Origin of the sequence: Acinetobacter sp. AG3, assembly GCF_022343575.1 — a bacterium.
Classification (GTDB): Bacteria; Pseudomonadota; Gammaproteobacteria; order Pseudomonadales; family Moraxellaceae; genus Acinetobacter; species Acinetobacter guillouiae.
The window spans coordinates 638,898-662,336 of the sequence record NZ_JAKQZD010000001.1 but is presented as its reverse complement, the minus strand read 5'-3'; the positions used below and the strand labels follow the sequence as shown (position 1 = coordinate 662,336).

The window sequence follows — 23,439 nt, the reverse complement described above, 5'->3', positions numbered from 1 at the left end:
AGCATCACGATAAAATCGAATATGCAGCCTGAGTACCAGTTTGAGATTCAGGTTGTAATAAAACTGCTAACTTTTCCCAAAGTACAGTTAAGCTGGTATAGCCCTCTGTTGCCATAAAATGCCCTGCACCTTTCACTTCAATCATTTGTGAATTCAGCGAATAACCCAATTGAATACTGACAGGCGCTGGCACAAAAGGATCATTGTTGGAGAAAAAGATAAAGCGATTCAGAATATTCATTCTGAGCAGCGCATCATCGACCCGAGCGTGTTGTAAAAATAAATTAAGTTCAGGTAAAACGGCTAAGTTTTTACTGAATCCCGCAACCAAAAACAAAGCACCTAATTTTCGCCCCAATAATTCACTTGAAAGAAAATCCAGACTGGCAATCCCTCCTAAGCCATGTGCCACAATGATGGTATCGTCATTGAGTGACTTAATTTGCTGCGTAATATTATGCTTCCACAGCTCATATTGGGGCTGCTCTGGATGTTCTAGATCAATCACTTCACATGCATGCCCTGTAGACAATACTTGTTGCTTTAGCCACGGATACCAATGATGTTCAGGGGAGTCTTTATAACCGTGTACGATAAATACTTTTTTCATAAATCAACTTCTTATCAATTATTGTTTAAATCATATTCAAATAATGGGCTCAGAATATCTAAACAGCCAACAAAAGTATGTTATTTTTATTTAACAAAAAAGCGCCCTAAGGCGCTTTTTATAAAAAAAATGAGACTTATTTTTTATCATTATTACCAAACAATGGTCCCATACCGCCACCACCGCCAAACTGTTTTTGCATTCCGCCCAATGAGCGCATCATTTTTGCCATACCCGATGGATTAGCAAACTTCTTCATCATTTTCGCCATTTGCGCATGTTGTTTGATCAGTTTATTGACTTCAACCACATCCATACCACAGCCTGCTGCAATACGCTTTTTACGGCTCGGATTCATTAAGTCTGGGTTACGACGTTCTTTAATGGTCATCGATTGAATAATCGCTTCCATCTTTTTCACTTGCTTTTCAGGATTTGCTTGTGCAATCGCATCTTGAATGCCTGAATTGCTCATGCCAGGCAACTTATCCAAGAAGCCCATCATACCGCCCATTTTGTTCATCTGTTCAAATTGCATCAGCATGTCTTCAAAGTTGAAGCTCCCGCCTTTCTGCAATTTTTTCGCCATTTTTTCGGCTTTTTCTTTGTCGATTTTACGTTCAACTTCTTCGACTAAAGAAAGTACGTCACCCATACCTAAGATACGTTGTGCAACACGCTCAGGATGGAATGGCTCTAAGGCATCGAGTTTTTCACCCATACCCAAGAATTTAATTGGCTTACCGGTAATCGCACGTACCGAAAGCGCCGCACCACCACGTGCATCACCATCGGTTTTGGTGAGGATAACACCCGTTAATGGTAATGCATCATTGAAAGCTTTAGCGGTATTTGCCGCATCCTGACCTGTCATTGCATCAACGACAAATAGGGTTTCTGTTGGGCCAATTGCAGCGTGTAATGCTTTAATTTCGTCCATCATGTCATCATCGACATGCAAACGACCTGCTGTATCGACAATCAAAACATCGTTAAAATTAATTTTGGCTTGACCAATTGCACGTTGTGCAATTTTAATCGGATCTTCAGAAGCGTCCGATTCAATAAAATCAACACCCACTTCAGCAGCAACTGTTTGCAGTTGCTTGATCGCAGCTGGACGGTAAACATCGGCAGAAACCATCGCCACTTTTTTCTTTTGACGTTCTTTTAAGAAACGCCCAAGTTTTGCAGCTGTCGTGGTTTTACCAGCACCTTGTAAACCTGCGAGAAGAATCACAACAGGTGGTTTTGCAGCTAAGTCTAGGCTTTCGTTTGCCTCACCCATCATTTTGGTGAGTTCGTCATACACAATTTTAACGAAAGCTTGACCTGGTGAAAGCTGAGTCATGACTTCTTGACCCAATGCTTCTTCCTTAACTTTCGCAATAAACTCACGAGTTACAGGCAAAGCAACATCGGCTTCAAGAAGTGCCATACGCACTTCACGTAAGGTATCTTTAATATTATCTTCGGTTAGCTGCCCAGAGCCAGTAACATTTCTGAGACTCTGCGTGAGTCGTTCTGTTAAGGTATCAAACATTGCAAAATCCGCTTAAAATAGCTAGTAGCAAAAAAATCTTTCTTAAAATAGAAAATTTATGCTCAAGATGCTATAGGATACTGTAGTTCACATGGAATTTATATCTTATAACATGAATATTCATCATCCTGAAAAAGGTTTGACATGATTAGCCTACCCTTGGTTTATACGATTTTAGCATTAATTGCCTATACCTCTTCATTTTGGTATTTGTTCATGCACTTAATGGCTAAACGTTCCGCAAACCCTTGGTTTATTGGCATCATGTCAGGTTTAGGGCTGATATTACATGCAAGTGTACTGCATAACGACATACTTACACCACTAGGGATTAATTACGACGTCTTTAACTTGATGTCTTTTACCTCTGCGTTAATGTTGGTTCTAAGTATGCTTTATAGTACCTATCGTCCTGTTCTTTCACTAAATTTGATTGGAATTCCTGTTGCCGCCTTTGGTTTGATTCTCGGTTTTTGTTTTAGTAAACCAGATCAATTTATTGAACAGCATTCTATCGGTTTAGACATCCATATCATTCTGTCTTTATCTGCTTATGCCGTTTTACTCATGGCAACCATACAAGCCGTTTTGATTTGGTTTCAAAACCGCGAACTCAAAAAGAAACAAAAAAAACGTATTTGGGTCAACTTCTTACCGTCATATCAAGCCATGGAATCCTTACTTTTTGATATGCTCATTACTGGTTTTGTTTTATTAACTGTCGCCCTATGTTTTGGTTTCTTTACCATTGATGACTTCTTTGCACAGCACCTAGCACATAAGACTGTGTTTAGTATTGTGTCTTGGTTTGTTTACGGTGCGTTGTTAATTGGTCACTATAAGTTTGGCTGGCGTGGTCAAAAAGCCATTCGCTTTACCATGATTGGATTCTTTTTATTGGCAGTTGGCTTTATTGGCTCTAAATTTGTTTTGGAAATGATTTTACATCGCTAAATTATGTACTAATTTTACTGAATGCTTTCTAAATTTATTTGTAATAAGTAACTTGAATAAAATCAGCCTTATTTTCTTTTATTATAAAGAAAATAAGGCATAAGTCTTAAGGAACCATTATTTTAACATCTACACGTTTTTCTTTAGAAACCATTCCTTCTTCAGTTTTTAATGTGATTGTCGTTTTATCCCATTCTTCAATAATTGCAACAATTAGATAGGTATCTTTAATACGCCAATATAAAAAAGTTTTTGGAGGCGTCATTAAATAATCTAACAGTTCATTTGTTAAGGCTTCTGCTTTCATTTTATTTCCCCTCTATTTTTAGCTTAATTTCCTTATTTAACTCATTATCACAATTATTCGGCTGATCTTTATTTTTCTCCGCATCAACTGAACATGTATGATAGTTTTTTGCTATACCAACTAAGCTTACTCCAAGTAAAGATTTTCTATTATTTTCAACAATTTCTGGTCTCAAAACTAAGGCCTGAGTTGCTAACTGATTTGCTTCTGCTGTTGCTTTCTCCTTATCGGCGACCTTATCCACAATATTTAAAATGCCTTTAAAAAATTCTTCCTGAGCAGTAAAAGTACCATTTGCTGAACTTAAACATACTTGATACATTAAATCGCGAGCTAATAACACTGCGGAAGATCGGCCATTCAATTGTAGAACAGCTGTTGATGAATTAATGTTACCTTCTCCTCCTATATCTTGTTTCAATACTCCTCCTGAATCAGCCAGCTTTGCAGTTAGATTTCCTTTTGACCCAAAAGAATCTGATCTAGCGACATCTGGCATAGGCTGGTCACAAGTATAAATTTTTCCGTCTGAAGCTGTAATACTACGTGACAAACGTATATCTATCGGAATACTCATCGTTTTAACATTAGGATTCTTTGTATCAGTTACAACTAAAGCTCTTTTTTGAGTCACTAAGTTAGTACATCCTGTTAGAAAAAAAAATCCACATAAATATATTAAATACTTCATAATAATCCCTTCTTATTACTTCATTATATAAATACGCTTTTAAAAATTATTTTAATTACTGACCTCCTTTTTTATTATTTAATTACATTTTAAAATTTATTTTTTTAAATATAAACATTAAAAATAAAGTTATTTTTAACAAAAAAATTTCAAAAAACTTTACTATTATAGTATTTTCTTATTTATAGCGAACAAGTTCTAAATGTAGAAAAAAATATTTTTCATTAACTTAATCCATTATACTTTAATTAATTTACTAGACATCTAATTAAAAAAACCGTATAACGCTTTTTTTACTTCATCAGGTAACAACTGTGAAACTTATACTCGCCCCAATGGAAGGCTTAACCGACCCTATCATGCGTGACGTTCTCACACATGTCGGTAGCTTTGACTGGTGCGTGACTGAGTTTATCCGTGTAACGGATTCGGTCTTACCTGACCATGTTTATCATAGTTATTGTCCAGAATTAAACAATCAAGGCAAGACAGCTGCTGGCACACCAGTACATGTTCAGTTTTTAGGAAATAATCCTGAAATGCTCGCAGCCAATGCGGTACGCGCTGCTGAATTAGGTGCTCCTGCAATCGATATGAATTTTGGTTGCCCTGCCAAAACAGTAAACCGTCATAGAGGCGGTTCAGTACTTCTCGATGAGCCTGAGGTTGTACATGAGTTGGTCAAGGCTGTACGTGATGCTGTACCCAATCACATCCCTGTATCTGCAAAAATGCGTTTAGGTTATATGGATCGAAATTTTACCCTTGAAAATGCGCATGCCATTGAAGATGCTGGCGCAGCTTGGGTCACAGTCCATGCTCGGACCAAAGCTGATGGGTACACCCCACCAGCATTTTGGGATCAGCTACAGCCGATTCGTGAAGCACTCAAGATCAATGTGATTGCCAATGGTGAAATCTGGACCAATGCTGATGCGAAGCAATGCCAACTTGAATCAGGCTGTCAAGATTTGATGATTGGTCGTGGTGCTGTGACTACACCAGATCTCACACAGTGCATTCGTAAAAATACGGATGAACCACTTATCACTTGGTCTGAACTATTAAATTTACAAATTCGTTTTTTAAATGGCCCATATAAAAAAGAGCTGAACATGGTCGGCCGTTATAAACAATGGATTGGGATGATGTCTAAGCATTACCCTGAAGCCAAAGCCTTATGGGATGAAATCAAACGATTAAAAAAAATTGATGAAGTGCTGGAGAAATTGAATCCTGCACATTTTTAAATTGCTTCATCAATCTCTAAAATTGCTTTAATTTCTTCAGGTTGAAATTCTTTTGATAATTCAGAAGTTGGATTCAATACCAATGTTGCCCCCTGAGTCATTTCAAAAAACTGCCGTGTATTTAAAGTGATATATTCAGCATCGACTCCAATATCATTTTGAATGGTTTCTAGTTCTATGAAGAATGGTATTGCTTGATCACCTTCTGGTGTTTCTAAAATACGGAATTGAATTTTTTTATGCTGATCTTGTGCTCCTAAACAATAAATATCCGATGCTAAAAGCAGATCGATAAAATCAGGGATCAATTCATAGTTTTCTTGAGTGTTGATAAAGAGTTGTTGTAAATTTTGCATGTTGTTGATTGTCTATTTTTTGGTATCATTAATATAGCTTATTCACGGTAGATATGGAATTGACCTGAGTGCTCAATTGGATATCCTAAAGCTTCGAATTTTAAATTATCAAGATTTAAGTTATTGAATTTAAATTATTATAAAAGCTTTAATCTCGTTTAGGAAACTATATTCATAAAGCATCTACTGCTGAGGGGATACGAAATCACCATCACTATTAGTTTTTCTATAATCACCACAGGATGCCAGAAAAGGGACTAAGCAAAAAATCCAAACAAAGAATTTCACAAATTACATTTTTGAGGAATTCCTTTGCTTTGGTAAATATTGAAATAAGTATTATTCTTTGTGAGTTCAGTATTTAATTCTAACCAATAATCCTTAACATTTACTCTCGTCGTCACTAAAAATTCACAATACTCATTCACATTATTTTTTATATTTAAAATATGTTGCTTCATGAGTGAAACATACACCTCTTTTGATTTCCTCTCATCAATCACATTCAAAGCAGAAATAAAACTTGTGGGAACAATCGGATCTGTATTCATTTTTTTAAATCTTTTCCCATTGTATTCAACACTTAACCCTAGACGAATACTTTTGAGTTGATTAAATTTAGAGTTCGCTGCATAAATCTCAGAAAAGAGATCAGGTGTTTGACTGCTATTATTAAAAAAATAAATTTTCTTGGTCGTCAATCCATAGGCTAACACTTCATAGCGTTTACTATTCGAGACTGTATCCCTATTGATATAACCTTTTTTTTCAAGGTTCTTTATTATTTCACCTAAATCTACAGACATTGCTTTTAAATTAAGCTGGTTTACTGGTGCAAATCTTGAATAATTTATTTCAGAAGATAAAGCCGATATTTCTTTATCTTCAAAATTAAAAATTCGATTTTCTACATTCGCTCCAAAGCTATAGGATGTCATAGAAAAACTTATCAGGAATACAGTTTTAAGTTTAATAATATAATGATTTTTCATAATTTTTATCTGCCAATTTTGTATAGCATACAGTATAAGCACAGCTATTGACTTGACCCTTCTCTACAAACCATTCTGGTCAGATTCCAAGATAGCTTAAACAGCAAACATATAGAAAACTAATATATTGATGTTTCATATTTTTTATCCGTTTTCTTTGTAAAATAAATAAAAAAATTCAAACTATTATATTTCCTATTTTTAATTTGTTTTCCATCAGCTTCCAAAACAATGTGCATATCATTTACATTCCATTCTTCCACTTCAGGCTCATTTGAATTACTACATTTTAGTTTTTTTATAAAAGTACTAACTTTACTATTCAAATCTTCCCCACCCACGTTATCACCACTTACCACATAAATCTGATCTTTAACCATAGATACAATTTTTTCTTCTAATTGCTCACTATAAGGAACATAGTTATCACTACTAAAAAATATATGATTACCCTTTAAGTTACTATTAGCTGAAAGACGGGAAATGTAATCAAAATTCTTCTTCACATTATTATTAACAGTACCATCACTAAAACCTTTTTCAGGAGAAAAACTATCTATAACCTTTAACACCATGTAATTGCTATTTAATTTTTTATATCTGTTAATTATTTCTTTTTGATCATAATTTAAAAAAATTCTATTTTCATCTACAAAACTAGAAATATTTTTTCCAACTTTAACATCATAACCATCTTCACTATTTGTTTTTTCATCAGCCTCTACATTACACTTCGTCTTATTAAAGTCAAATGAACAAGCTGATAGATGTATTAAAGCTATCACCAAAATGAAAGATTTCATAACACCACCATCTCTAACAACCTAAAAAATAATCATAACTGATGTCAAAATCATTAAGATTAATGTTTGAATATTGAAAAAAGTGATAATTCCAAATCTTTATATTCATTGTATTTTTTAGTTTTGCAATCGATATCTTTAATTTCCCCACTAGCAACTTTAGCTGCAATAAATTTTTTATTAATTGTAGATACTTCATATACAACTTCATTCTCATCAAAAGAACCTGAATATATACCAGTTCGAGGATTAAATTTACCATCCTTAATATTGTTAATTAAATTACTTAAAACTTTGTCATAGATTAATTCAGAATCGGTATCACTTACTGCAGAAATCACATCTATAAGTGCACTTTTTATAAGTTTCCCTTTAAAAATTTGGGGATCAGATCTAACTTCAAAATTAATATATTTAACATAAGTGCCTGCTGAAATAATTAGAATTTTGCCTACTACATCGTAGTTATCATCAACAATATCGATATAACCTTGATTTTCATATACATTCATATTATTCAAGGAAGTAGATTTTTGAATTTTATTATAAAAATCACTAACCTTTATTCCTAAGTTTTTTTCTATAGGACTCTCCATTGAACTTTCAAATGGTAAATATTTATTTATATCCAAACTAACATTAGGCTCAGGAGTAAGGCAAAATTTATTTATTGCCTCATCAGTTTTACTACGTGAATAAATTAGGTTTTCATCACAGCCAACGATAAAAAATAAAATTAAAGCCAAATGATATTTTTTATAATTAATTTTTATAAATATCATTATTTAAGCTCCTATTTAAATTAAAAATTTTCTACTTCTTGTAAATATGAAATTGACCTTTTTCAGATTTAATATTACATGAAATTTCATAAATAATTCCATTTTCCCCATGCGATGTATTGGTTAAAGAATCTTCATTATTTTTTTTAGTAAAATCAAATTTAAAAAAACTATTTTCTAAATTATTATTTTGAAATATTTTTAATATTTTCCTTATTCTATCTATATCTATTGAGCTGATTGATGAACACATAGAAAAATCATAATCTATTGATTTCACCTTACCATTTGATGGGTTCGGATTAATTGTTAACATGGCTTCATTTTCAAAATCTATATAGTTTGAATTATCTTTATCTTTAAAATTATACTCTTTTAAAACCTCAGAATTTAAAATACCGTTATTTAACAACACGACACCAAAATCTCCATAATTTAAAAATTCTAAATCTCTTAATTTTTCATATGGAATTTTATAGTAGGGTGAATTAAATTCATCTGGTGTACAATCCGCATTAGCGCATGGGTCATTTACTCTGTTTTCACTTGCCTCCATACTCTCAAAATTAATATCAGATTTATTCTTAGAAACATAAAATACAAGAGAAACAAAAAGTAGTACTAAAATTATTTTTTTCATTCCAACCTTTTTTCGTTATTGACTAATGTATTAATCACTAGCATTTACTTTTGGCACACCATTACTCTTATAAATATAAAAGGCAGTATAATTATTTGTTTGATCAGTATTAAACTCAAACCAAAAACCTGAAACTTCAATTCTATTTGTGACTAAAAATTTTCCATACTTATGTACTCTATTCTCAATATCTGTTATGTGCTCTTGCAATAGTTTTTCGTAAACATCCATTAAATTTTTTTCATTCAATTCTAAAATATTTGTAAAGATCATTGGAACTTCTGGGTCCAAATTAATTTTCTTATATCTTCCAGTAACTTCATCATAATCATGACCTAAATAGATTACTATTTTACGTTGAGACTTAAGATTCTCTCCAGTTGAATATATTGTAGATGAGATTTCAGGTAGTTCGTCACCACGACCAAAAAAGAAGATCTTATTTATACCATATGAATTTGGTTCAATTTCATAACGTTTCTTACTCAAGGGAGCATTTTCCTTATGCTCAATGTATCCTGATTTTAAAATTTCATTTTTAATTCTATAAAAATCAATAGAAATAGCTTCCAATTTAAGCTGATTCACAGGGGCATTTTTACTAAAATCCACTTCTGGGGCTATTAGAGGTTCACTATTATTTTTAAAAATATAATATTCCTTACTCCTTTCAATATTTTTCTCTTTTTTTACATTAAAATTTTCAGAACCACTATCACTTCCCAATGATTTTTTATCATTTAAATTATCAACACTAGAGTTACAAGCAACCATAAAACTATTAAAAAGCACAACTATAATAGTAAAAACAATATTATGATTCATATTTTTCTCACCTATTTCTAAATCATACTTTTATCTTGACGCATAATATCCCATTGCCATTTATAGAAAGTAAATGGTCTTTTTATTTTTTTATCATGAAATTTATTTGGCTGACCTGCACCATCACTCCAATAGTCCATAAAATTTTCTGTATATCCTTGATAAAAAGTATGTTTTGCTAAATTACCTGTCTGAAAGGTGTGAGGTAATGAAAAAGAATGACCTAATTCATGAGGATAAGAATGTGCATGATTCAAATTTGACTTAAAAACAACAACCATATCGCCCCATACATAGCCATCTAATGTACAAACACCACCTGAAACTGTTTGCTTTGTAGTAAGAAATACAAATGTTTTTTTGCTATTTGAAGTTCCATTACCGTTAAGGTCTATTCCACCATTGACCTGTATTGGACCATATTTATTATATAATTCTCGCAATGCTCTTGCAAAATCTGATGCTGGTGTCGTATATGTTGAACTCTGGATAATATTAACTAAAGGATCTGATTGATATTTTGTTAAATCAAATATTGTTTCTCTTTTTATTTCTGCACGAATTAAAGCTTGATTAAATGATATACGTTTTATTAAATGTTCATATGCATCAACACGATCTGGTAAAACAGGTTTTCCACCTCTATACTCAGTAACTACTGGTATTAATATGATATCAGCATGCTTTATAAAGAGGTGGTCCCACATGTTTGAACAACTAAAAGCTTATTTATAAGTGATACTCTGCTCTAGTTAAGCTACCTTATTTTGTTGTGGTAGCTGGTCATAGTAAAACTCATCTGGAGTCATTTTGTCCAGACTCGAATGAGGTCGTTTCAAATTATAAAATTCAAAATATGCGTTTAATTGCTTCTTCGCATCCAAAACATTGCTGTAGGCTTTGAGATACACCTCTTCATATTTAACGCTCCGCCATAATCGTTCAACCATCACATTATCAACCCATCGACCTTTACCATCCATGCTGATTTGGATGTCATTTGATTTCAATACATCAATAAATGCATCACTGGTAAACTGACTGCCTTGGTCTGTATTAAATATTTCAGGTCGACCATATTTTTCAATAGCTTCATTTAATGTTTCTATGCAAAATGTAACCTCCATACTAATCGATACTCTATGCGCAAGTACCTTGCGGCTATGCCAATCAATCACAGCACATAAATAAACAAAGCCTTTTGCCATAGGGATATACGTTATATCCGTAGACCACACTTGATTACTGCGCTGAATAGCCAATCCTTTGAGCAGATATGGATATTTGCGGTGAGCTTGATTAGCCTGGCTTAAATTTGGTTTGCAATATAACGCATTAATGCCCATTTTCTTCATTAAAGTACGTGTATGACGTCGTCCTATATGATGTCCTTGACGATTCAACAAATCACGCATCATACGGCTACCTGCAAAAGGGTATTGCATATGTAACTCATCCATACACCGCATCAGCTTCAGATCTGATGCACTCACAGGTTTTGGGCGATAGTAATAACAACCACGGGAGACTTTCAGCAGCTGAGCTTGCTTAGATACTGAAATCTGAAGTGAGTCATCGATTAACTTTTGTGGTTGAAGCGGCCCAGTTTCTTCAACACACCTTCTAAAAAATCAATTTCTAATGCCTGCTCACCGATTTTTGCATGTAGTTTTTTTAGATCGATGGGTGGTTCTGTTGGAGCTTTTGATTGATCGAAAGCTTGCGAGGAAGCTGAAATCAGTTGATTTTTCCAGTCGATAATTTGGTTTTGATGAACATCAAATTCAGCACTCAATTCAGCAAGTGTTTTTTCTGCTTTAATCGCAGCAAGTGCTACCTTAGCTTTAAAATCATTTGAATGATTTCTTCTTGGTCTACGTGCCATAAAATACTCCATATATTGATGTTTATAACATCATTTGGGGAGCAAAATATCACTTATAAGTGTTGTTCAAATTTCCTGATCCACCTCTATAATATCATTCTTATAAAGCATTAACTTTCCAACTTCAAATTTCACGCTTCCTTTCTTTGCAAATACCTTAACCTCTTCGTGATTATTTAACCATCCACCTTCACACTTAATTAAAATACTACGAGCTAAATGATAAAATTGTTTTGTTCCATCCGAATCTAATATTTTTTTTCTTAGTGCATTTACTAGAGGAATATTCTTAGGTGAAATTTGAATAAATTTATTTTCACATTGAAAAATTAACTCAGTTCCATCGTTGCTTAAGGGCTCTATTTCTTCTATGTATAAATCTAATTTTACCCCGTCTTTTGTCATTGTTGAGATATGAGGGCTATTAGAACCATTAATATAAGAGAATAAACTCAACCATGCAGGAAAATACTCTTTCCCATAGGGCGCTATTGGATTCTTAACATCAGTTTTATATTCATTTTTTAACTTGACTATATCAAAACATAGTGCCTTTTTAACATTACCAGCTTTTGCAATATGCTTATTAGCAGTAACATAATCTTCTCTTAACCAATCAAACCCATAATTACCACTATAGTCTTGAGGTCTACGAAAATGAACTAAAAATTTTTTTAAACACGTTGCACATGAAGTGCCCGCTGTAGGACTTGCACCACCAACACCCATCTTAAGCCTCCAAATTAATCAAATTTTTTATAAAAACGTTATGATGAAATTCTTTTCCCAATACATACTCTTTATATGATTGGATATCATTGGAATAATTTTCTTGAAGTGAACTCAATGAATCTTTTTGTTTTAAAAACTCTATTTTTTCTGGATAAATAATTGAAAGGTTTTCTTGAAGATTGGAATGACTAAAACTCTGATTTAACTGGTCTATTGCTTTAAAAACAAATTTAAAATCATGCCCTAAAACCACACTTTTATAGCTTTCCAAAAGTGTATAAAAAGCATCTACATAAGATACTTGCTCCGCAATATTGTAATGCTGCATTTCATTTTGGAGCCAAAGATATTGCGGATCATTTGGATAATCTATTCCCAAATAAACATGGCTCTTCACCATATATTTGAGTGTATAAATTTGATTGATGCCTTTTTCAATATATAGATTGATCAGGCTTTGGACAGGTTCTAATAGCTGATCAAATTGCCCATTCAGTTTAAGGGCTGGGTTTTCTTTTATAATTTCATAGACAAGGTCATATAAAAATTCTTTATTTTGCTCAACATCTAATTCATATAATTTTTCTTGGCTGAGTATGAACATTATGCATTCTCCAATACCATTAATTGATTAGAATCTACATCCTGATAATTTCGAATTGAAATGATCCATTTTGTAATACCCTCAAAAAACTCATCTTCTTGTTGATCTGTCAGTATTTTATGAATTTTTTTAACAATTCTTGGATCAAACCATCTAAATAATTTTTGTGTACCATCAGGAAATTCTACTGTGAGATAGCGTTTCATTTTTTTAACAAACTGAGTCAGATCCAATGAACTGAATACCAGATTTAAAGCCTGTTCATCTTTCCATGTTTGATAAATAAAGCTAAGCCCTTCTTCTTCGAGCACCTCTAAATCATTGATTAAAACAAGTACAGGGGCAACTTCAAAAGGTGCATTGCCCTCCGTTGTTCCTGAGAATAATGAATAAAACTCTAGCCTTGCGTCATTTCGCCATGTATTGATAAAGTGCAAAGTTTGATCTAAAACTTGCGCTGCATCCAAGATTAAATACATGTTCAAATCATGTTGATCATCTTCGATACAGCTTTTTATATTTTTAAATGGAACAATTTTTCTTTTCATTTTATTTATCAACAAATGCCATTCCAAACTTTGCTGCATCCAACAAACAAGGCTTACAAATATTTTCATAGAATGATGGAAGTGAATAATCGACTTTTGCTCCACCAATAAAACTATGTTGCCCTGCCTTCACTTCGAACTTAGCAGCTGTGGTCACAAATACACCTGAACCATTAATTTTTAATTGAGAGCCACCAGATGTGATAATAATTTCTTTGAGACTTTTTAGCTCAATCATCTCCTCAGTTGAAATGATTTGAATACCTTTACGTGCAATCAAATCAGCACCATTGCTTTGTGCTTGGATCTCAACCTTACCTTTTCCAGCAAAAAGTCTTGCACCTTCTTGTGCTGCAAAAAGACTAATCTTTGATTGTGCATGTGCAACTAAATTCTTTTGCGTACTCAGGTTGATACTGTCACCTGCTGTATAACTGATTTGTTTATCCGCAGAAAGATGTAAGTCTTCATTGCTTGCCAATGCGATTGAATTCGGTGCAGCTAAAATCATCAAAGCTTGTTTAAATGCATCCGCTTTGTCTTTTTCACCTTTTTCGATTTGATCAAGAAATTGCTTGAGATTTTCCAATACATCCAGTGGATCAGTTTGCTGATTCTTAGCAACTTCACTTAAGGCTTTAGAATTATTTAGGCTGCTTTCTAACTGACTTTTCGCAGCGGTTGCATCAAGGTGATTGCCTGAAGCTGAATCTTGGCTATAGGTACTCAGCAATAGGCCTTGCCCTGCACGCACTGCACCCCATTGGTCTGTTCTTAGTTCAAAGCCTTCACCTCGTCCCTCACTGGTATCAGTTTCTTTGGGATGACTTAGATTACCAAGGTTAAGTTGACTCGCACCGTGACTGCTTTGTAGCTGGCTGCTGATTTGGTCTGTGGTATCGTCAAATCTAAGCTGGCCATAGCCACTGCCTTTAACTTCTCGACTTTTGATCCCTGCTAGTTTTTTAGTATCAGGCAATTGGCCTTTGTCATCAAATTTCGTTGGGCTACGTTGCGCTTCATGGATACGTCCCACCACAAATGGTCGATCGATATTACCATCAAAGAAATCTATCACGACAATCTCACCAATCCTCGGTAAGAACCGCGCACCATAGCCTTCACCTGCCCACGGGGTCAGTACATCCACCCAAGCGGAATCAGTGTCGTTGTCATTGCTCCCTGCACCACCATCATGACTGTGGTCTTCATTGCGAGTAAATAGGAAGCGAACTTTAATACGTCCCCATTCATCGACATGAATTTCCTCTCCACTTGGCCCAACCACTTTGGCTCGTTGTGGATGGGTACTTGGACGGTGTTGTAGTGGGTGGTATTCCGGAACAGTCGTGATATTACGGCGTTGTAGCACCAATTGATTGGCTTGGCGCTCTGGGTTATTTGAGTCTACATTTGAATTGACCCAATTGCTCTGTTGGAGCAAGCGATTGATTTGTTCGCTCAGGTCTTTGGGTAAGTTGTTCTGGTTATAGAATGTCTTTGACGTGATCAGAAACTCTTTGTCTGAGCCACTGTGTTGGTCTATTTCTGGGTGTTCGTTTAATTCAAACCAGTAACCTACTTGCGCATCACGTACAGTGGAGTTGGCAACAAATTGTTTGGATTGAGCATCATAGTAATGACTGAGGTTTTGGTTAATCTTTTCAATCTGATTGTTATTTGACGCGGTTGCTTGATCTTCACCATTCAGGTCTTGAATCCAAGCTGGACTAATATGCCAAGCCTGTTCTAAACCGAGGCTGGCATTATTCTGGTTTTGACTGTGTTGGTGTTTGCTTTGAACACTACCTGCACCCTCTTCTTGCTCTAAAACATCTGCTTGCCAGCGTTGTACGTGGACAGCGGTGGGTTGTAAACTACGTTGCCCGATAAAGCTGGTGATGCTGTCTTGTTGTTCTGTGGCACTGCTACGATGGAAGCGAATCGTTCTTCGTTCTAGCGCTTTGTATTCGCTATTGTCATCCACCAAGCGCAGTTTTTGCGGCTGAATTTGAGTCGCAGAACTAGGCACAATCAATTGTGCTTCATCAATCAACCAGTTGATCCCTTCACTGCGCATCAAGCGGGTTAAAAATGCATAGTCGCTTTCGTTACTCTGCATAATGAATGGTCGGATATCGTAATCTTTTTTAAGACCACTTTTATCGAGACTTAGACTCGATGCAAAGAGTGGGCTTTTGTCTTGCCATTCTTTAAATAGCGTTTCTATGACTTGCACAACCGACTTATTCATAAACACTCGGCTGTTACGGCGTTTATGCCACAATGAAGTGGCATCTTCGAGTTTGAGTTTATATAGCGTTAGTGCGCCATCACTTTGCCCTTGTGCAGCCTCAGTAATCACCCCTGTGCTACGAAACAGTTGTCCCTGATCTGTGACTTGATCAATCGCCACTTGGCTACCGATAAATTGTTTAAGTGGAATCACAGCCGAAGTGGCAAGGCAAATCAGTTCAATAGACACACCTTGGTTTAGACCATGTTGTCCATCGATACGTTGTAAGAAGACTTGGTTGTTTAAGTCTGTATTGCTAAATTGGATATGCAAAGCTCGTTTTTGTGCGTTTAGTCCAAGCTGATCCAATATTTTATAAATGCTATTTACTAAGCTGTTCATTTTAATAATTTATTCGTTTTAATTGCCTCTATTATAAATTAATTCTAAAATTTTTCTATTTAAAAAAACAATTTCATTACTAAAAACACTTAAATTCAAATAGATTTTTTGATTAATTGTTGAAAAATTAAATAAATAATCTCACTAAAAATGTAGTTTAAATATTCATATATTTCTAATAAATCAACATTATTCATTTCCACAAACATCTAAAATAAAGCTCAAAATAATCTTGTTTATATGCTTGATTTCAATTTTAATCTCAGCCTGCTTGTTATGTCTGATATGTATTCAATACTGATCAATTCATGTTGGGTTTATATACATAAGCCTCATTTAATTTATGTCTTTTATAGCAATGCCAACTTTACAACTGCTTTATGTTATAAAATAGCTACACATTTCATTCTTTTAGGAATTTTCCTATGAACGATGTTAACTCTCCCAAAAAACCGTTGTGGAAATCTAAAGCAGTAATTTTCGCAACAATCTTTAGCTGTTTATTCCTTGTATTCTTCTATATGGCTGTAACCAATGAACCAGATTATATGCCGAGTCAGCAAAATAAGCAGATAGCGACGCCTCAGACGGAGAATACCGATACAGCACCTCCACATGACACACAGCAAATGTCGAATGATGAAATGAAAAACATGCCACACAACTCAGCTCAGCCAGAACATGCAAACTAAACAATCTATGATCAATGATTCACGTAATGCGCTTGTCGTAGAAGGTGGTGGTATGCGTGGGGCTTTTACCTGCGGTGTACTTGACGCTTTCCTACAACAAAATTTTAACCCTTTTGATCTTTTTGTTGGAGTGTCTTCTGGTTCAACAAACCTCGCCAATTACCTTGCTCGACAACAAGGTCGCAATATCGAACTCTATTTAGACCACTCACTTCGACCTGAATTTATTCGTTATGCTCGCTTTTTTAAAGGTGGGGATTTACTGGATATGCAGTGGATGTGGAATATTGTCGAGAAAGAGAATCCTCTAGATCAACAGGCATTATTTAGTCAAAATCCTGACTTTTATATGGTGTTGACTCATGCTCGTACAGGTTATCCTGAATATTTACGTGCTGGGAAAGACAATATTATTGATGGATTACGTGCTTCTAGTTCTATTCCCTATCTAACACGACAGGCTGTAGAAATTTTTGGAGAGCCTTATTTTGATGGCGGTGTCGCAGATGCCCTCCCTGTTCAATGGGCAGCGCAACAAGCAAATATTCAAAATCTCTTGGTGATTCGTACCCGTACACAAAACTACTTTAAAGCTAGCAGTAAAGCCGATCAATTCTTGGCAAAATATTTGCTTAATCAACATACTGGCTTTGCAGATAGTCTTAAAAAGCGTTGTACTCGTTATAACCAAACTGTCGATTTTATCCGCCAAAATACGCAACAAAGCATTTTGGAAGTCTGCCCACCTGACAATAAAAAATTAGCAGGCCGTTTATGTAAAGATAAACGAAAATTGCAATATACCTATGAAGTTGGCTTAGAAAGCGGACAAAAAGCCATAGAAGACTGGAGCAACCTACACAAAGGCTAAAAGCGAAACTCCCAACAGACTAATTTTTTAGCTTGTATTGCGTGACATATCCTTGTTGTGGAAAAGCATCCTGAGTGATGCTTTCTACTTGTACAACTTGCCCTTTGACCAAACTGGTCAAAGGTGGCTGTTCAATCGTAATTCGCATGCGTTGATTGACCAATGATTGACATCCACTATCAGCTCTTCCATTTTTTTCAGCTTTTAATATTTTGATATACATCGTCAATTTACTTTTTTCAAACTCACCTTGTGGCCAATTGATTGCCATCGTCATGGTTGAAGTTTCTTCTAAGACTTTAACCGTTAAGAGACATTTATTGAGATAAGATGCCCAAGTCAAATTGGGTACAATAAGCCCCATCATCAAAAAAATACCGAGTATTGCACGTTTCATTTACTGATCCTTTTTCCAAAACTTCCATGACTTTTCAGGGCAAGTATAAAGCTTGTCAGAAACAGGGATTTGATCATTGGTTTTGAGATCAAATATTTGAAATTGGCATTGGTTATTTTGATATTTACCTAAAATTTCATAATCGTGTCCAGCCTGTGGTCTGAACGAAGCCACAGCATCCACACATTGATCAATCACTTGTGCTTTTGTCCGAGATGAATCAGTCGCTCCAAATACAAAACCATATAAATTCACAGGTTGGTCGGCATTTAAAATAAACTCTTTATAAGAGATCAGTTGGTAAGTTCGCATAGCATTGCTTTCAGCTTCTTTCTGAATCGCACTACGAGGCATCCCTTCTTCGATATTAAAGGTGATTCTGGCATACGCTTTTAGCGCAGATAATGCACCATTTCCACTTAAGTAATCCCGTATCCCAGCTTTTCTTCCTGCACAATCAAATGAATGTTGAATTAAAGTTTTTGTCGCACCCTTTCGATAGACCCGAATCCGTGACTGTGTCGCTGGATCATAAGTTTTTGGCTTTGTTTCTACCTGCAACTCATAGGCTAACGGTTGTTGTTTATCTGTTTCGGCTTGTGCAAATACACTGAATTGAGATACAACTCCAAATAAAAATAAAACCTGAAACTTTACCATGCCGTGCTTATATAATCTTTTCATTTTATTTTTAAAATACTAAGTATGTCTTGAAAATACTTTACACGATGATCGGCCTGTGTCGATGTTACTTTTTGTTGAGGGTCAAATAAGATCGTTTTCATGCCCAACGCTTTTGCACCGCAAATGTCTGCTACCTCATTGTCGCCAACAAAAATGCAGTGCTGAGGAATAACACCAAGCTGCAGACATGCCAATTGGAAAATTTCTGGATGAGGCTTTCGCAGTCCAACAGCTTCTGACACAATCACACTCGAAAAATACTCATTTAAACCTAAGGCTTTGAAATTATCTTCCTGAAAAGGTGTCTTTCCATTAGAGATTAATCCAAGAGAAAAATTTGCCTTAAACAAGCTATAGATAACCAGATCAACATCGCTAAAGCTCCGACAAAATTTATTAAAGTCTAGAATATAATTCTCTAATAGCGCTTGTGTCGAATAGTTAGATATTTGAAACTCTTGAATAAGTTGAGCATATACCTGATCTTTCCATACAGAACCATTGTTATCCAACTCAATAAAACGCTGAATAAATTGTGGTTTCTGTTGAATCGTAACCAGCTCGAAGAAATTTACCTGCCAATTTAAAAAAGCCTTTAGGGAGGAGGTGCGATCAAGTAAGGTTTGATCTAAATCAAAAAGTACAACTTGAATCATCTCTCCATCCTCTAAATCGAAAAGACTTGCTAAAGGATCAATAGATTATGATCATTAATTGTCTATTCAGTCCGATCTATCCATTGAATGCTTGTAGTGTTTCTAGGGTAATCCCTGCGCCACCACATACAATCACCAAGACCTGATCAGCGGGTTTAAATTGAATCGCCTGATCATAAAGCACTGATAATGTTGCACCACATGCTGGCTCAACCAAAATACGATGATCATCTACAAATTTTAAACAGGCATCTACAGTGTCTTGATCTGAAACCACCAAACTACGAACCTCAAGTTCTTGGCTCACTTCAAATGCATTTTGACAGACTTTTTTTGCTGCAAGTGTTGTTGCTATACCACTCACTTGATCCAATTCAACATGTTGTTTAGCGACAATCGAAGCATGTAAGGATGCTGTACCTTTTGTTTCAACCGCATAAATTGGAATGTGGGCTAAACCATGTTTCTTTAATCCTGCTGCCACACCTGAAAGTAAACTTCCGCCCCCCACAGATAAGACCACCGCATCTGGAGTAACACCTTCTGCAATGACTTCATCAATCATCGGGATAATGCCTTCCCATAACAGTGGATGATCAAAAGGATGAATAAATACATCATGCTGTGTTAATAAGGACTGCGCTAAAGCATTGGCTTCAGTCCATGAAGCGCCATGTACAATAACTTCTGCACCTTGCTGGGCAATTAATTCTCTCGCACGTTGTGCTGTGGTTTCAGGAACAACGACGGTCACAGGAACACCTAGTTGTCGACCTGTATAAGCAACAGCTAAGCCTGCATTGCCACCCGATGAACTGATAAAACGTTGAGCACCTTGTTCAAAATATTTTTGACAGGCATGGCTAATGCCTCGTTGTTTAAATGATGCCGACGGTTGTAAGGCTTCCATTTTTAACCACACATGACATTGATTCAGTTGGCTTAAAACTAAAGATTGAATTAACGGGGTTTTTATACTGAGCATGGGCAAATCGATTCTCTTGGTTTATTTCAATCTTGGTTTATTTCAATGTGGGTTTATTTCAATTCAGTCATTTTTTAAACTTAACCACATATCGATATGTGGAATCTCACAATCTAAATATTCTTCACCCTGTACCTGAAAGCCTAAGTTTTCATAGAAGCGCGTTGCATAGACTTGAGCAGATAATTGAAGAAATGCTCTATTTTGCTGTTTTGCTACTTGAATAATCTGTTGCATAAGCAGTTTACCAATCCCCTCACCTCGATATTGTTGCAACACAGCAACTCGACCAATACTGTTATTTTCCAATAACCGCGCTGTAGCAATGGCTTGATCTTGCGCATATACAACAAAATGTAATGAAATGGCATCCTGCTCATCCCATTCATCTGCTTCACTGATGTGTTGTTCTTCAATAAAAACCATGCTTCGAATCAATTTCGCATCATGTTGAAGCTGACTCCATAGCCCAGATTGAATGACAAATTGGCTCATTATTTAAATCCTAATGGTTGAGAAATTGATCCTTCATTCTTGCAATTATGTTAGGGTCTGCTGACAATTCGTCTACGTTTGCGACTACGTGTGTTTTTTAGGTGATACTAGGCACGAAATACGAAATTTAGTTATTCTAAATGAGTAGTTCGTAACAACGTAGCGGCAAAAAACACGCTAGTCCCCCGCTGCGCCTTGCGCTGCAAACAAAGCAGTGCTTTGTTCTTGCTCAGGGTTGTGGCTAAAATTATCTCAGCCTACGTTATGAAACTCGAAAATAGTCTCGCTATTCTCTTCGTTTCATGCCTTGTCTGCTCAATTTTAACCTACAACGCAAGCCATTTATGAAATGTCAACAGACCCTCATGTAATGCACAGTGACAATGCGTTCACTTTCACCAACTTAACTAAACTTGTAGAATAATTATGTTTCTAAATCATAAATTTAAAGTATTTATTTATAGCGCAATTTTACTGACGACTCAAAGTATTTATGCAAAAACATCCGAGCTAGATCGTGTGAACATTATCTCAAAAAGCATGATTGGATTATTTTCTCAAGACCCAAATCAAGATCAGCTTAATTTAAAAATGAGTGCCGCAATTGCAGGTATCTCAGAAGCTGAAGCTAAAAAAAACCGCGATGAAAGTGGCGAAAAACAAGCCACTGCATCTGAAAAGATGGTGGAAATACTCAAAGAACAATTTAATGCCAGCGATTTTAAAATTGTTGCGCCAGCATTTGAGCGCCAAATGAAAGCTCAAAGTGCTGCATATCAGAGCTGTAAACAGGATGGTAAAATTATTGAAAATAGTCAAAGTTTTCAAGTACCGTTAACCTGTAAAGTCCCTGTGCTTAATTTAGACAATGTTCAAATGCCTGAACGTGGTAACAAAGAAAGTGATGCGCAATTTGCAGCTAAAGCAACAGACTTTCTGACAGAACTACTGATTAAAGCCCCAACAGAAACATTAAAAACCAGTATCTTGATTCATAAAATGGGTGAACAATTGATTCCAGAAATGGATGATCCGCAATATTTCCCAGATACGATTTCTCAAAAAACCACGGGCTCAAGCGAAGCTGAGCTTGATGAAATGAATCAGCAATAAAATAATTTATCTAAATAGTAGCAAGAGAGAAAGCAGTTAAACCTGCGTTCTCTCCTCACAACGCGCTAGCACTTAGCGCCAATGTCTTGCTGGTCCCACTGATCATTCAATAATAATTCTAAGGATTGTTTTTGAATCCCATACATCTCTTTTAAAGCACGAATTTGATCTAAGACTGTTTGATCAGGTGCAGTGAAATCTTTACGCTTGGTTGCCAAAATCATTTTGTTTTTACTCGTATGTTCTAATGCCACAAATTCAAAGACTTTGGTCTCATAACCATACGCTTTCAGCAACAGAGCTCGAATGGTATCTGTCAGCATTTCAGCTTGTTGTCCTGCATGAATACCGAATTGCAACATCGGTTGTAACACTTGTGGACTATTCAATTGTGGGCGTAATTCTTTATGGCAACAAGGTGCACACATAATCATTTGAGCGTTTAAACGAATACCTGTATGTATCGCAAAATCTGTCGCAACATCACACGCATGTAAGGCGATCATAATATCCAAATGGGATGGATGATACGTTCTCACATCACCTTGGAAAAAATCCAATTGAGTAAAATCAGACTTTTGCGCAACCTCTTGGCAAAATTTCACCATTTTGTCATTCAGCTCAACACCCGTTACAAATGGAGTTTGATGTTGTTTTGCCAAATAATCATATAAAGCAAACGTTAAATAGCCTTTTCCTGAACCAAAATCGACAATTTTTAAAGCCTGATCTTTGGTTTTTCCATCATGCGCTAAAGTCTCTGGTTGTTGAATATGCACCAAAGCACCTGAAAAGATTTCAACAAATTTGTTAATCTGCTTCCACTTACGTGCCATGCTTGGAATAATCTGTGCATTGGCATCGGTAATGCCGAGCGGTTGGAGGAAATAACTTTCTTGGTCGACAAAACGATGTTTTGTACGATCATGCCCTTGTTGTTGATTTTTAGCGGTTTTATCCAGCTTATTTTTACTGACGGTCAGCAAGACTTTCTTTTTATTTTTCTTCAGCTGCGTTTCAGCCTCATGGGTAAATAAATTGGCTTGTTTACAATCCTCTGCCAGCCCCTGAATCGTGGTTAACGCATGGGTAAGTGGATAGTTTTTAGTAATATCATTGGTTTTATAACGATATAGACAGCTTAGAACCGTTTCATTCTGTAGCTGAATGACGCGAAAGGTCATTTTCTCTAAATCAACCAATTCTCCTTTATACTGACTTAAAATCAAACGATCTAAGCTTTGATTATCAATAGCTTGCTGTACGCTATCAAAAAATTGTTGTTCCTGAACAGATAAGCTTGCCACATTGGACATAATCAAAACTCGTATTAATTAAGTTACCTATTTTAAGACGTCTTACTTTAAAGGTAAAACTCCATTACTA

General features: G+C 35.5%; 27 protein-coding genes. 5 read left to right on the top strand and 22 right to left on the bottom strand.

Annotated features, from left to right (window positions below; translation table 11 throughout):
* Positions 1-4: 4 nt before the first annotated feature.
* Positions 5-610 (bottom strand): alpha/beta hydrolase, encoded by a 606-nt coding sequence (locus L3V46_RS03140; RefSeq protein ID WP_004817816.1) that lies wholly within the window; start codon positions 608-610, stop codon positions 5-7.
* 136 nt (positions 611-746) lie between these two features.
* Entirely contained in the window at positions 747-2,153 is a 1,407-nt protein-coding gene (gene ffh / locus L3V46_RS03135; RefSeq protein WP_004817818.1) for a signal recognition particle protein, read from the bottom strand.
* Positions 2,154-2,297: 144 nt separating this feature from the next.
* Here ffh and ccsA point away from each other — a divergent pair, with 144 nt between their 5' ends.
* Positions 2,298-3,107: a cytochrome c biogenesis protein CcsA gene (gene ccsA, locus L3V46_RS03130; RefSeq protein WP_004724062.1), complete on the top strand. Its 810-nt coding sequence runs from the start codon at positions 2,298-2,300 to the stop codon at positions 3,105-3,107.
* A 106-nt stretch (positions 3,108-3,213) separates the two neighbouring features.
* Here the strand turns inward: ccsA and L3V46_RS03125 are convergent, their stop codons facing one another.
* Positions 3,214-3,414, bottom strand: coding sequence for a hypothetical protein (locus L3V46_RS03125; protein WP_034615735.1), 201 nt, complete (start codon positions 3,412-3,414; stop codon positions 3,214-3,216).
* 1 nt (position 3,415) lies between these two features.
* A complete protein-coding gene (locus L3V46_RS03120) occupies positions 3,416-4,105 on the bottom strand; it encodes a hypothetical protein (RefSeq protein ID WP_227504258.1) in 690 nt (229 codons plus the stop codon).
* 314 nt (positions 4,106-4,419) lie between these two features.
* Here L3V46_RS03120 and L3V46_RS03115 point away from each other — a divergent pair, with 314 nt between their 5' ends.
* Positions 4,420-5,355: a tRNA-dihydrouridine synthase gene (locus tag L3V46_RS03115; RefSeq protein WP_205622318.1), complete on the top strand. Its 936-nt coding sequence runs from the start codon at positions 4,420-4,422 to the stop codon at positions 5,353-5,355.
* On the opposite strand, the gene L3V46_RS03110 is transcribed toward L3V46_RS03115, so the two are convergent.
* The 12 genes from L3V46_RS03110 to L3V46_RS03055 all read right to left on the bottom strand — a co-directional run bounded on the left by L3V46_RS03110 (position 5,352) and on the right by L3V46_RS03055 (position 16,160).
* Entirely contained in the window at positions 5,352-5,711 is a 360-nt protein-coding gene (locus L3V46_RS03110) for an SseB family protein (protein WP_239044897.1), read from the bottom strand. The genes L3V46_RS03115 and L3V46_RS03110 overlap by 4 nt on opposite strands.
* A 284-nt stretch (positions 5,712-5,995) precedes the next feature.
* Positions 5,996-6,703, bottom strand: a complete 708-nt coding sequence (locus tag L3V46_RS03105; RefSeq protein WP_239044896.1) for a hypothetical protein — start codon at positions 6,701-6,703, stop codon at positions 5,996-5,998.
* Between the two features lie 119 nt (positions 6,704-6,822).
* Positions 6,823-7,506 (bottom strand): hypothetical protein, encoded by a 684-nt coding sequence (locus L3V46_RS03100; RefSeq protein WP_239044895.1) that lies wholly within the window; start codon positions 7,504-7,506, stop codon positions 6,823-6,825.
* 59 nt (positions 7,507-7,565) lie between these two features.
* Positions 7,566-8,288: a hypothetical protein gene (locus L3V46_RS03095; protein WP_239044894.1), complete on the bottom strand. Its 723-nt coding sequence runs from the start codon at positions 8,286-8,288 to the stop codon at positions 7,566-7,568.
* 31 nt (positions 8,289-8,319) lie between these two features.
* Positions 8,320-8,928: a transporter gene (locus tag L3V46_RS03090; RefSeq protein WP_239044893.1), complete on the bottom strand. Its 609-nt coding sequence runs from the start codon at positions 8,926-8,928 to the stop codon at positions 8,320-8,322.
* A gap of 30 nt (positions 8,929-8,958) precedes the next feature.
* The gene (locus L3V46_RS03085) at positions 8,959-9,753 is read right to left on the bottom strand and encodes a hypothetical protein (protein WP_224964277.1); all 795 of its coding nucleotides are present in this window, start codon (positions 9,751-9,753) and stop codon (positions 8,959-8,961) included.
* Between the two features lie 17 nt (positions 9,754-9,770).
* Positions 9,771-10,460, bottom strand: coding sequence for a hypothetical protein (locus L3V46_RS03080; RefSeq protein WP_239044892.1), 690 nt, complete (start codon positions 10,458-10,460; stop codon positions 9,771-9,773).
* Positions 10,461-10,505: 45 nt separating this feature from the next.
* A protein-coding gene (locus tag L3V46_RS03075) for an IS3 family transposase (RefSeq protein WP_225367773.1) occupies positions 10,506-11,638 on the bottom strand; the annotation gives its coding sequence in 2 pieces (ribosomal slippage) (positions 10,506-11,386 and positions 11,386-11,638; 1,134 coding nt in all).
* Between the two features lie 66 nt (positions 11,639-11,704).
* Complete coding sequence (locus L3V46_RS03070) at positions 11,705-12,367, bottom strand: hypothetical protein (protein ID WP_239044891.1); 663 nt, start codon at positions 12,365-12,367, stop codon at positions 11,705-11,707.
* Position 12,368: 1 nt separating this feature from the next.
* Positions 12,369-12,974, bottom strand: coding sequence for a hypothetical protein (locus tag L3V46_RS03065; protein ID WP_239044890.1), 606 nt, complete (start codon positions 12,972-12,974; stop codon positions 12,369-12,371).
* Positions 12,974-13,522, bottom strand: coding sequence for a DUF4123 domain-containing protein (locus L3V46_RS03060; RefSeq protein ID WP_239044889.1), 549 nt, complete (start codon positions 13,520-13,522; stop codon positions 12,974-12,976). Before L3V46_RS03060 ends, L3V46_RS03065 begins: the two co-directional genes overlap by 1 nt.
* 1 nt (position 13,523) lies before the next feature.
* Entirely contained in the window at positions 13,524-16,160 is a 2,637-nt protein-coding gene (locus tag L3V46_RS03055) for a type VI secretion system Vgr family protein (protein WP_239044888.1), read from the bottom strand.
* Between the two features lie 425 nt (positions 16,161-16,585).
* Between L3V46_RS03055 and L3V46_RS03050 the strand changes: the two genes are divergently transcribed.
* Positions 16,586-16,852: a hypothetical protein gene (locus L3V46_RS03050; protein ID WP_004724087.1), complete on the top strand. Its 267-nt coding sequence runs from the start codon at positions 16,586-16,588 to the stop codon at positions 16,850-16,852.
* Positions 16,853-16,859: 7 nt separating this feature from the next.
* On the top strand, positions 16,860-17,723 hold the full coding sequence (locus L3V46_RS03045) for a patatin family protein (protein ID WP_239046746.1): 864 nt from the start codon (positions 16,860-16,862) through the stop codon (positions 17,721-17,723).
* Positions 17,724-17,742: 19 nt separating this feature from the next.
* On the opposite strand, the gene L3V46_RS03040 is transcribed toward L3V46_RS03045, so the two are convergent.
* The 5 genes from L3V46_RS03040 to L3V46_RS03020 all read right to left on the bottom strand — a co-directional run bounded on the left by L3V46_RS03040 (position 17,743) and on the right by L3V46_RS03020 (position 20,940).
* Positions 17,743-18,120 (bottom strand): hypothetical protein, encoded by a 378-nt coding sequence (locus L3V46_RS03040; protein WP_239044887.1) that lies wholly within the window; start codon positions 18,118-18,120, stop codon positions 17,743-17,745.
* Positions 18,121-18,804, bottom strand: coding sequence for a hypothetical protein (locus tag L3V46_RS03035; protein WP_343212597.1), 684 nt, complete (start codon positions 18,802-18,804; stop codon positions 18,121-18,123).
* Positions 18,801-19,460: an HAD family hydrolase gene (locus L3V46_RS03030; protein WP_239044885.1), complete on the bottom strand. Its 660-nt coding sequence runs from the start codon at positions 19,458-19,460 to the stop codon at positions 18,801-18,803. The genes L3V46_RS03035 and L3V46_RS03030 overlap by 4 nt, the downstream gene beginning before the upstream one ends.
* Before the next feature lie 76 nt (positions 19,461-19,536).
* Positions 19,537-20,445 (bottom strand): pyridoxal-phosphate dependent enzyme, encoded by a 909-nt coding sequence (locus tag L3V46_RS03025; RefSeq protein WP_239044884.1) that lies wholly within the window; start codon positions 20,443-20,445, stop codon positions 19,537-19,539.
* 63 nt (positions 20,446-20,508) lie between these two features.
* Positions 20,509-20,940, bottom strand: a complete 432-nt coding sequence (locus L3V46_RS03020; RefSeq protein WP_239044883.1) for a GNAT family N-acetyltransferase — start codon at positions 20,938-20,940, stop codon at positions 20,509-20,511.
* Between the two features lie 426 nt (positions 20,941-21,366).
* Between L3V46_RS03020 and L3V46_RS03015 the strand changes: the two genes are divergently transcribed.
* Positions 21,367-22,053 (top strand): hypothetical protein, encoded by a 687-nt coding sequence (locus L3V46_RS03015; protein ID WP_239044882.1) that lies wholly within the window; start codon positions 21,367-21,369, stop codon positions 22,051-22,053.
* 65 nt (positions 22,054-22,118) lie between these two features.
* On the opposite strand, the gene L3V46_RS03010 is transcribed toward L3V46_RS03015, so the two are convergent.
* Complete coding sequence (locus L3V46_RS03010; protein WP_239044881.1) at positions 22,119-23,369, bottom strand: SAM-dependent methyltransferase; 1,251 nt, start codon at positions 23,367-23,369, stop codon at positions 22,119-22,121.
* Between the last annotated feature and the right edge of the window lie 70 nt (positions 23,370-23,439).